At 64.8% G+C, this 8736-nt stretch carries 9 protein-coding genes and 1 tRNA gene; 6 read left to right on the top strand and 4 right to left on the bottom strand.

The window, feature by feature from the left end; translation table 11 throughout:
- The 4 genes from GOAMR_RS15865 to GOAMR_RS15850 all read right to left on the bottom strand — a co-directional run.
- A partial coding sequence (locus GOAMR_RS15865; RefSeq protein WP_170319172.1) for a DUF2330 domain-containing protein occupies positions 1 to 313 on the bottom strand: 313 nt, incomplete at its 3' end.
- A 246-nt stretch (positions 314 to 559) separates the two neighbouring features.
- Positions 560 to 1081 (bottom strand): hypothetical protein, encoded by a 522-nt coding sequence (locus GOAMR_RS15860; RefSeq protein ID WP_040515515.1) that lies wholly within the window; start codon positions 1079 to 1081, stop codon positions 560 to 562.
- A 139-nt stretch (positions 1082 to 1220) separates the two neighbouring features.
- Positions 1221 to 1997: a M23 family metallopeptidase gene (locus GOAMR_RS15855; RefSeq protein WP_005189982.1), complete on the bottom strand. Its 777-nt coding sequence runs from the start codon at positions 1995 to 1997 to the stop codon at positions 1221 to 1223.
- A 230-nt stretch (positions 1998 to 2227) separates the two neighbouring features.
- Positions 2228 to 2304 (bottom strand) — tRNA-Leu (locus GOAMR_RS15850).
- A 115-nt stretch (positions 2305 to 2419) separates the two neighbouring features.
- Here GOAMR_RS15850 and GOAMR_RS15845 point away from each other — a divergent pair.
- The 6 genes from GOAMR_RS15845 (at position 2420) to GOAMR_RS15820 (ending at position 8705) form a co-directional block, all read left to right on the top strand.
- On the top strand, positions 2420 to 3091 hold the full coding sequence (locus tag GOAMR_RS15845) for an ANTAR domain-containing response regulator (RefSeq protein WP_050942763.1): 672 nt from the start codon (positions 2420 to 2422) through the stop codon (positions 3089 to 3091).
- 191 nt (positions 3092 to 3282) lie between these two features.
- Positions 3283 to 4515 (top strand): branched-chain amino acid ABC transporter substrate-binding protein, encoded by a 1233-nt coding sequence (locus tag GOAMR_RS15840; RefSeq protein ID WP_005189977.1) that lies wholly within the window; start codon positions 3283 to 3285, stop codon positions 4513 to 4515.
- Positions 4516 to 4611: 96 nt separating this feature from the next.
- Positions 4612 to 5655 (top strand): branched-chain amino acid ABC transporter permease, encoded by a 1044-nt coding sequence (locus tag GOAMR_RS15835; RefSeq protein WP_005189974.1) that lies wholly within the window; start codon positions 4612 to 4614, stop codon positions 5653 to 5655.
- The gene (locus tag GOAMR_RS15830) at positions 5652 to 6887 is read left to right on the top strand and encodes a branched-chain amino acid ABC transporter permease (RefSeq protein ID WP_005189971.1); all 1236 of its coding nucleotides are present in this window, start codon (positions 5652 to 5654) and stop codon (positions 6885 to 6887) included. The genes GOAMR_RS15835 and GOAMR_RS15830 overlap by 4 nt, the downstream gene beginning before the upstream one ends.
- Positions 6884 to 7927 (top strand): ABC transporter ATP-binding protein, encoded by a 1044-nt coding sequence (locus GOAMR_RS15825; protein ID WP_005189968.1) that lies wholly within the window; start codon positions 6884 to 6886, stop codon positions 7925 to 7927. Before GOAMR_RS15830 ends, GOAMR_RS15825 begins: the two co-directional genes overlap by 4 nt.
- Positions 7911 to 8705, top strand: a complete 795-nt coding sequence (locus GOAMR_RS15820) for an ABC transporter ATP-binding protein (protein WP_005189965.1) — start codon at positions 7911 to 7913, stop codon at positions 8703 to 8705. The genes GOAMR_RS15825 and GOAMR_RS15820 overlap by 17 nt, the downstream gene beginning before the upstream one ends.
- Positions 8706 to 8736: the final 31 nt, after the last annotated feature.

The raw sequence follows: 8736 nt of genomic DNA, 5'->3' as shown, positions 1-8736 counted from the left end.
TCGATGACGACCACCAGTGTCGCCGTGTCTCGGTGCGCGGTTCGCTGATCCTCGAGTACTTGTCGAACAATGCCTGATCACCCGCCGACACCGTGGCCGGTGCCGGTGTCGGAACGATGAGCGCCGCATCGGAGTTCACCGACCGCATCGACAACCGCATGTCGATCGTCTCGCGTCCGCCCGTCATCGACACGATCGCCGTCTCCGCGTTGACCCGCGCCGAAGGATCATTGCTGGCGATGCCACCGCACGCACACGCGGATGCGGGGGATGCGATGAGCAGCCCGGGCAGCATGATCAACAGAGCGACCACGATACGAAACATGTGTGTCGGCATGGCAAGCCCTTCGTGCGGCGAACCACCCCAGAACAGCACAGTCTTCGAGGGCCGGCGGCCTGCCTCACACCGATTCATTCGATCGGTGCACGCCCCGATGTACTCGAGGTCGCGCGTAGTTCCGCCCGGACTCGTGTCTGGCGATCACCGGGAGATGTCACCAGGTGATCGCCAGACACTGCGCGGTTGACGGACAAGTCCAACGGAAGTGGCCGGACAGAGTCAGTTCAATTGGAATCCCTGAACAGTCGCGCGATGAACAGGATTTGTCCGTGAGACGGAAAACTCATGCCAACCGGCCTCGTTGTACTCGGTTTGCCTCACGCTCACCGAATACAACTGCCCTGGCTTCAGTCCGTTGATGGTGAAAACGAAGTGCTTCGTGTTGGGATTGATGGTGGGTGGCACGATCTTGTACGGCCAGTTGCCCGGGATCAGGGTCCGATTGTAGACAGGTCCGAAATCGCCACCGTCGGCGTTGCCTGGAACTTCGACGGCCTTGTATACCTTGATTGCCGGAACAGACTTGCTCCACACGGTGATCTCGGCCCGGTACACGGACACCACGTTCGGGTTGACCTGGCAGTACTTGCACTGGCCCACCTGCTGTTTGGGGTCCAGATTCGGTATCGCTCCGGCCGGACCCGCCAGTCCGGCCACAATGCCCAGGGCCAGTAGGAGTGTCGTCCATGCTGTGATGAGTTTTCGGATCATTGTCGACTCCTCGATGTCGGTGGAATTCACATCGCAAGAGTGCGGAATCCGGACGCGGTTGCCACGAGTAGCCGACTACTCGAATCTCATTGATCGCCACCGGCCATGACGACCACGACTACGCGATCAGTCGGTCGTCGGAGTGGTCTTTTCCTCGTTGCCGGATGGATCAGTCGACGTCGACGCCGCGCTTCTTGAGCCAGACCTGCGGGTTGATCTTGTTGCCGTTCTTGTCCCAGACCTCGTAATGCAGGTGCGGGCCGGTGGAATTGCCGCGGTTGCCGACGGTGGCGATCTGATCGCCGGCCTTGACCTTCTGGCCGGCCTTCACGAAGCTCTGGTCGACATGACCGAAGACGCCGATGGTGCCGTCGTCCTGCCGGACCCGGACCCACTGGCCGAAGCCGGATGCGGGGCCGGATTCGATGACGGTGCCATCGGTGACGGCGTAGATCGGGGTGCCGATCTTGTTGGCGATGTCGACGCCGTAATGGACGACGCCCCAGCGTGCGCCGTAGCCCGAGGTGACGGTGCCGTGGACCGGCCGCACCGCGGTGTGCTTGTGCTGCTCGGGAACCGGCAGCTTCTTGGGCAGCAGGTCGCGCATCGCCTTGTCGATATCGGCCGGCAGATTCACCTGCTTGGACAGGTCTGCCGCCAGGTCCGCGACATTCGGCAGGTCGGCGAGCGCGGGCATCGTCGGCAGAACGGGCGCCTTATGGCCGGTCGTCGGGGTTGACGGGGTCGCAGCCTGTGCCGCGCCGCCGGCTGCCAGCCCGATCGCCCCGGCGAGGGCCACAGCCGCACCCGCGACGGTGGTCGCGGACACCGCAGAGCTCTTGGCGACGCGGTGCTGCCCGCCCCGGTAGCCGCTCGACGAGCCGTCGGAGGGCAGTAGGTCGACCGCGGGAATCGAGGCAGTGGAATTCAGTCGGTGTCGTGACACAGGTTCAGTCCGCTTCGTAGTTGGTAACGTTTCGGTCTCGGCGTAGACACGGCGAGGTTACTACACATCGCGGAAGGATGGGAAGAGCGCAGGTGGGATCGCGTGGCGCGGCGCACGGGGAGTCCGTGAACGAATTGTCGCAGCCGTAAATAGAAAGGTCCGGGGTACGCGTCAGATGTGACTCATCGACGAGGTGAATTCACCCCAACCGGAGGCTGGCAGGGATGTGATGGTGCCCTCGGTGAGACTCGAACTCACACTGGACGGGTTTTGAATCCGTTGCCTCTGCCAATTGGGCTACGAGGGCATCCTGGCGGCCCCGTGGCGCCGCGACCATCCACATTAGACGATGAGCCGGATGCGTCACCAACCGGTACTCTGCTCGCCATGGCCAGGGTGGCCACCTGGGTGATCTGGCGGGCATGAGGGGCCGCCGGGCGCGGGAGACCAGGGCTGGGCGAGGAGGAGATGTGACGGTGACGCAAGAGACTCCGACGGACGGCAACGCCCCTGCTACCACGCATCGGGTGCTGGTGGCCGAGGACGACTCCCTGATCCGGATGGATCTGATCGAGATGCTCCGCGAAGAAGGATATGACGTGGTCGGGGAGGCCCCCAACGGTCAGGTGGCCGTGGAGCTGACCGAGTCGCTGGGGCCCGATCTGGTGATCATGGACATCAAGATGCCTGTCCGTGACGGCATCGACGCGGCCAGCGAGATCGCCGCGAAACGGCTTGCGCCCGTGGTGATGCTGACGGCTTTCAGCCAGCGCGATTTCGTGGAGAAGGCCCGGGACGCCGGGGCGATGGCATACCTGGTGAAACCGTTCACCAAGGCCGATCTGGTGCCTGCCATCGAGGTGGCGGTGAGCCGCTATCAAGAGGTCAAGTCGCTCGAGTCCGAGGTCGCGACGATGCAGGACCGGCTCGAGACCCGCAAACTCGTCGAACGCGCCAAAGGGCTGTTGATGGAGAAGCAGAACCTCAGCGAACCCGAGGCGTTCAAGTGGATCCAGCGGGCAGCGATGGACCGCCGCACCACCATGAAGGCCGTCGCGCAGGTTGTGGTCGAAACCCTGGGCACGCCCAGCTGACACCGGCCATACTCGACTGACCTGGCACTACCCCGAGCCGGGTGTTAAATCTGTGCAACACGCAGCCACACGGCTGCGACTTTGCGTACGGAACCTGCGCGGGGCGCAAGGATTCGGGTTAAGTTTTCCGTCAGGTCTCTTCCGGACCTCTCGACGATCACGTCGAGTGGCAGAACTGAGAGGTTTGAAACATGCATCGTCGGATGACGACCGGTGCTCTCGCGGTGACGATGGCCGGTATCCTCGCCTTGTCCGCGTGTAGTTCCAAAGACAGCGACTCCGACTCGGAATCGGGTGCCAGCACCTCAGCCGGGGCGAGCACGGGTCTGACGATCGCGCCGCTGGCGCAGATCGACACCGAGGGCAAGACGGTTGAGGCGGCGTCGGAGTCCGACGCCGAAAGCCCCGCCGGCGACGGCAAGGCCAAGTGCGACCCGACCACCATCGCGATGGCAGGCGCGCTGACCGGTGCCGATGCCGCCCTCGGCATCAACATCCGCAACGGCGCCCAGCTCGCGGTCGACGAGCACAACAGCTCCAACCCGGACTGCAAGGTCACGCTGAAGACCTACGACACTGAGGGTGATCCGCAGAAGGCCACCCAGGTGGCCCCGCAGATCGTCAACAACAAAGACATCATCGGGCTGATCGGCCCCGCCTTCTCCGGCGAGACCAAGGCCACCGGCGGCATCTTCAGCCAGGCCGGCCTGGTGTCGGTGACCGCTTCGGCCACCAACCCGGCGCTCACCGGCAACGGCTGGAAGACCTTCTACCGCGGCCTGGCCAACGACGACGTGCAGGGACCGGCCGTCGCCAACTACCTGACCGGCACCGCCGGCAAGAAGAAGATCTGCGTCATCAAGGACGACACCGAATACGGTGCCGGCCTGGCCAAGGCAGTCATCAAGACCCTCGGCGATGCGAGCGTCAAGAGCTGCGAGGGTGACGTCAAGAAGGGTGAGCGCGACTTCTCGGCGATCATCTCGACCATCACCGGCGCCAAGCCCGACGCCGTCTTCTACGCCGGCTACTACTCGGAGGCCGCACCGCTCGCCGAGCAGCTCAAGCGTGCCGATTCGGCGATCACCTTCGTCTCCGCCGACGGTTCGAACGATCCGCAGTTCACCGCCCTGGCCGGAAACTCGGCCAAGGGTGCGGTCCTGACCTGCCCGTGCGGTCCGGCTCCGGACAAGTTCAAGGCCGCCTACGAGTCCAAGTTCAAGCAGGCACCGGGCGTGTACTCGGTCGAGGCCTACGACCTGGCCACCATCCTGATGAAGGGCATCGGTGAGGGTAAGACCACCCGCGCCGACCTGCTGTCCTACGTCAAGGACTACAAGGGCAAGGGTCTGGCACGTGAGTACGAGTGGAGCCAGACCGGCGAACTCAAGTCCTCGCTGATCTGGGTCTACGAAGTCAAGTAACGGCCATCAGGCATGTCAGGTGCACCCGGGTGCGATGATCTCGACCCGGGTGCACCTGTGTGCGAACGATCACGACAATTCGGCTGAAAGGTACGCATGATCGCGTATTCATTGGCCGAGTCGACCTCGGTGGTGGCCTCGACCATCGGATTCGATCTCGGCGCACTGAAAGACGGATTCTGGACACTCACGATCCAGGGACTCGCCTACGGTTCCATCTACGCACTGGTGGCTGTCGGTTACACGCTCGTCTACGGCGTGCTCCGGCTGATCAACTTCGCCCATTCCGAGGTGTTCATGCTCGGCATGTTCGGCCAGTATGTCGGCCTGATGCTGCTGGGCTTCCGGCCGCAGGGCGATGTGTGGAGTGAAGGCACACTGATGACCATCACCTACCTGGTGCTGGCCGGCCTGATCGGCATGGCCGTGTCGGGAACCACCGCGGTGGGGCTGGAATTCATCGCGTACCGGCCACTGCGCAAACGCAACGCCAAACCGCTGGCCTTCCTGATCACGGCGATCGGCATGTCGTTCGTCCTGCAGGAATTCGTGCACTACGTGCTGCCGAAAGTGCCGACCGATCCCCGGCTCGGCGGGTCGAGTCCGCAGCCCGCGATCAAACTGGTCGAGCCGACCGAACAGTTCAGGATCTTCGGCGCCTCGGTCACCAACGTCATCCTGATCATCGTGCTGTCGGCGATCGGACTCGCCGTCGGCGTCGACTTCCTGGTCAACAAAACCCGACTGGGACGTGGAATCCGTTCCGTCGCACAGGATCCCGACGCCGCACTGCTGATGGGTGTGTCCCGGGAACGCATCATCATGGTGACGTTCCTGATCGGTGGCGCCCTCGCGGGTGCCGCCGCCCTGCTCTACACGCTGCACGTGCCGTCGAACATCGTCTACTACGGTGGCTTCGTCCTCGGTATCAAGGCGTTCTGCGCCGCGGTCCTCGGCGGCATCGGCAATGTGCGCGGTGCGTTGATCGGCGGCCTGCTGCTCGGCGTGATGGAGAATTACGGATCCGTGGTCTTCGGTAATCAGTGGAAGGACGTGGTGGCCTTCGCGCTGCTCATCCTGGTGCTGATGTTCCGGCCGACAGGCATCCTCGGTGAGAAACTCGGGAAGGCGCGAGTATGACGACTCCAGACCCTGCCGTCCCCGCCGCGGACCAGGCGCCGCGGCGCGGCATCGGCGACGCCATCCGAACCTGGTGGGACAGGCAGTCCCGGCCCGCGCAGTGGGGGATCGGCATCATCGCCTTCGTCCTGCTCGCCCTGCTGCCGGTGCTCGACCCGCCGCTGATCTCCACCACCGCCACCAACTTCGGCGCCACCATGGCACAGTTCGCGATGGTCGCTCTCATCGCGATCGGCCTGAACGTGGTGGTCGGTCAGACGGGCCTGCTCGACCTGGGGTACGTCGGCTTCTACGCGGTCGGCGCCTATGTGGTGGCATTGCTCACCAGCCCCGCCAGCCCGATCTGGGACAGCTCTGATCACGGCCTGTTCTCCGGTCCATGGGCCTGGATCGCCTGCATCCCGCTGGCCATCGTGATCACCGGCATCACCGGCGTCATCCTCGGCACCCCGACGCTGCGCGTGCGCGGCGACTACCTGGCCATCGTCACCCTCGGTTTCGGTGAGATCGTCCGGTTGCTCGCCGACAACCTCAAAGAGGTCACCAACGGCCCCGCCGGTCTGGAGGGCATCCTTTTCCCCGAACTCGGCACCAGCGGCGACAACCCCGACGGTGTCTTCTCCACACAGAACAACAGCGGCACCCTCAGCTACGGCATCTGGTGGTACTGGCTGGCGCTGCTGCTCGTGGTGATCGTGCTGCTGTTCGTCGGCAACCTCGAACGCAGCCGTGTCGGCCGCTCCTGGATCGCCATCCGCGAGGATGAGGACGCCGCCGAGATCATGGGTGTGCCCACCTTCAAGTACAAGTTGTGGGCATTCGTCATCGGCGCCGGCATCGGCGGACTGTCCGGCGCCGTGTACGCCGGCCAGGTGCAGTACGTCGACCCGAAGGCGTTCACCGTCATCAACTCGATGCTGTTCCTGTGTGCGGTGGTGATCGGCGGTCAGGGCAACAAACTCGGCGTCATCGTCGGCGCCTTCGTCATCGTGTACCTGCCCGCCCGCGTTCAGGGCATCGAGGTGGGAGGCCAGTCCCTCGGCGACTTCAAGTACCTGTTCTTCGGGCTGGCGCTGGTCGCCCTGATGATCTTCCGGCCGCAGGGACTGTTCCCGGCGCGGGCGCGGCTGATCACGTTCGGAAGGCAGGTGTACGCGGCGGCGCAACGCGTGGGTGATGTCATCAGACGCGAGCCCGGCCCGGCTTCAGGACAGAAGGAGATCACGTCGTGACCCACCGCACTCCTGACGGCCCCGAGCCGAGGCCCGATCTCAGCAAGCCCGTGTGGCAGCCCCCCGGCACCGGATCGGGGGCCGACGGCGAGGCCGACGGAATCCATCAGGTCGTCGAATCACCGACCGAGCAGATTGCCGAGGTCCTCGCCGATCCGCAGGCGACGACGGTGGTCGATCCCACCGCGATCGATCCTGCGCTCGCCGATCCGGAGGCCGTGGCCGAGGCCGTCGCACCGCAACGCGACATCGCCACGGCGGAGGGCGACACCCTGCTCGAGGTACGTGACCTGACCGTCGAGTTCGGCGGCCTCGCGGCCCTGAGCGAGGTGTCGTTCGACATCCGGCGCGGCGAGATCCTCGGGCTGATCGGCCCGAACGGGGCGGGCAAGACCACCTGCTTCAACGCGATCACCGGCGTGTACACACCCACCCGGGGCACGGTGACCTTCGACGGCGAACCGCTGGGAAAGCTCAAGCGGCACAAGATCACCCGTAAAGGCATCGCGCGCACATTCCAGAATGTGCGGCTGTGGGGTGAGATGACGGCACTGGAGAACGTGTGTGTGGGCACCGACGCCCGGCACAAGACGTCGGTATGGGGTGCCACCTTCCGGACCCCGCGGCACTACCGTGAGGAACGCGACGCCGTCGAGCGCGGCATGGCGCTGCTGGAGTTCGTGGGTATCGCCGCCCGCGCCACCGAGAAGGCGGCGAACCTGCCCTACGGTGACCAGCGTCGCCTGGAGATTGCCCGCGCCCTGGCCACCGAACCGAAACTGCTGTGCCTCGACGAGCCGGCCGCCGGCTTCAACCCCAGCGAGAAGACGGCGCTGATGGGGCTGATCAAGAAGATCCGCGACGACGGTTACACGGTGCTGCTCATCGAGCACGACATGCGTCTGGTGATGGGGGTGACCGACCGGATCGTCGTCCTCGAATTCGGCCGCAAGATCGCCGACGGTGCGCCGCGTGAAGTCCGAGACAACCCGGCGGTGATCGCCGCCTACCTGGGAGTGCCCGATGACGATATCGCTTGACAAGGGTCCGGGAGAAGACGATCCTGGCGCCGAGTGGGCTCCGGTGCCCGGATCGGGCACCCCCGTGCTCGAACTGAGCAATGTGGTGATCCACTACGGTCGGATCAAAGCGCTGCACGGGATTTCGCTGAGCGTGCAGGCCGGTGAGCTGGTGACCCTGCTCGGCGCCAACGGTGCCGGCAAGTCGACAACGATGCGCGGCATCTCCGGGCTCAACAGACTCACCGAGGGATCCATCCGGTTCAACGGTGAGGACATCACGGCACTCAAACCGCACGAGCGGGTGGCCCGCGGCATCATCCAGGTGCCCGAGGGCCGGCGGATCTTCCCCGGCATGACCGTGCTGGAGAACCTCGACATGGGTTGCTATGGAAGGAGGTTCGAGTCCAAGGCGGCCTATGGTGAGGCGCTGGACGAGGTATTCGAGTTGTTCCCGCGACTCGGCGAACGCAAGAAGCAGTTCGGCGGCACGATGTCGGGCGGTGAGCAGCAGATGCTCGCCATCGGCCGGGCGCTGATGGCCCGCCCCAACCTCCTGCTCCTCGATGAACCGTCGATGGGCTTGGCGCCCATGGTGATTCGTCAGATCTTCGAGATCATCGCGAAGATCAACGCCGGCGGCACCACGATTCTGCTCGTCGAACAGAACGCGCAGCAGGCGCTGAGCCGGTCCACCCGCGGTTACATCCTGGAGACCGGGTCCATCACCAAGGAGGGGCCGGGCAGGGAACTGCTGCACGACGACGCCGTCCGCGAGGCCTACCTGGGCGTCGCGTAGGGCCTGTCGGCGCGACCGGTCAATCACAAAG

It is taken from the genome of Gordonia amarae NBRC 15530, from assembly GCF_000241345.1.
GTDB classification, from domain to species: Bacteria; Actinomycetota; Actinomycetes; order Mycobacteriales; family Mycobacteriaceae; genus Gordonia; species Gordonia amarae.
Note: the sequence above shows the minus strand (reverse complement) of the source record. Positions and strands in the feature narration are given on the sequence as shown.

What these genes read in the sequence shown, in the direction of transcription:
- GOAMR_RS15845 (WP_050942763.1), top strand. Translation starts at nt 2,420, where the DNA reads ATGAGGGGCCGCCGGGCGCGGGAGACCAGGGCTGGGCGAGGAGGAGAT.
- GOAMR_RS15840 (WP_005189977.1), top strand. Translation starts at nt 3,283, where the DNA reads ATGCATCGTCGGATGACGACCGGTGCTCTCGCGGTGACGATGGCCGGT.
- GOAMR_RS15835 (WP_005189974.1), top strand. Translation starts at nt 4,612, where the DNA reads ATGATCGCGTATTCATTGGCCGAGTCGACCTCGGTGGTGGCCTCGACC.
- GOAMR_RS15830 (WP_005189971.1), top strand. Translation starts at nt 5,652, where the DNA reads ATGACGACTCCAGACCCTGCCGTCCCCGCCGCGGACCAGGCGCCGCGG.
- GOAMR_RS15820 (WP_005189965.1), top strand. Translation starts at nt 7,911, where the DNA reads ATGACGATATCGCTTGACAAGGGTCCGGGAGAAGACGATCCTGGCGCC.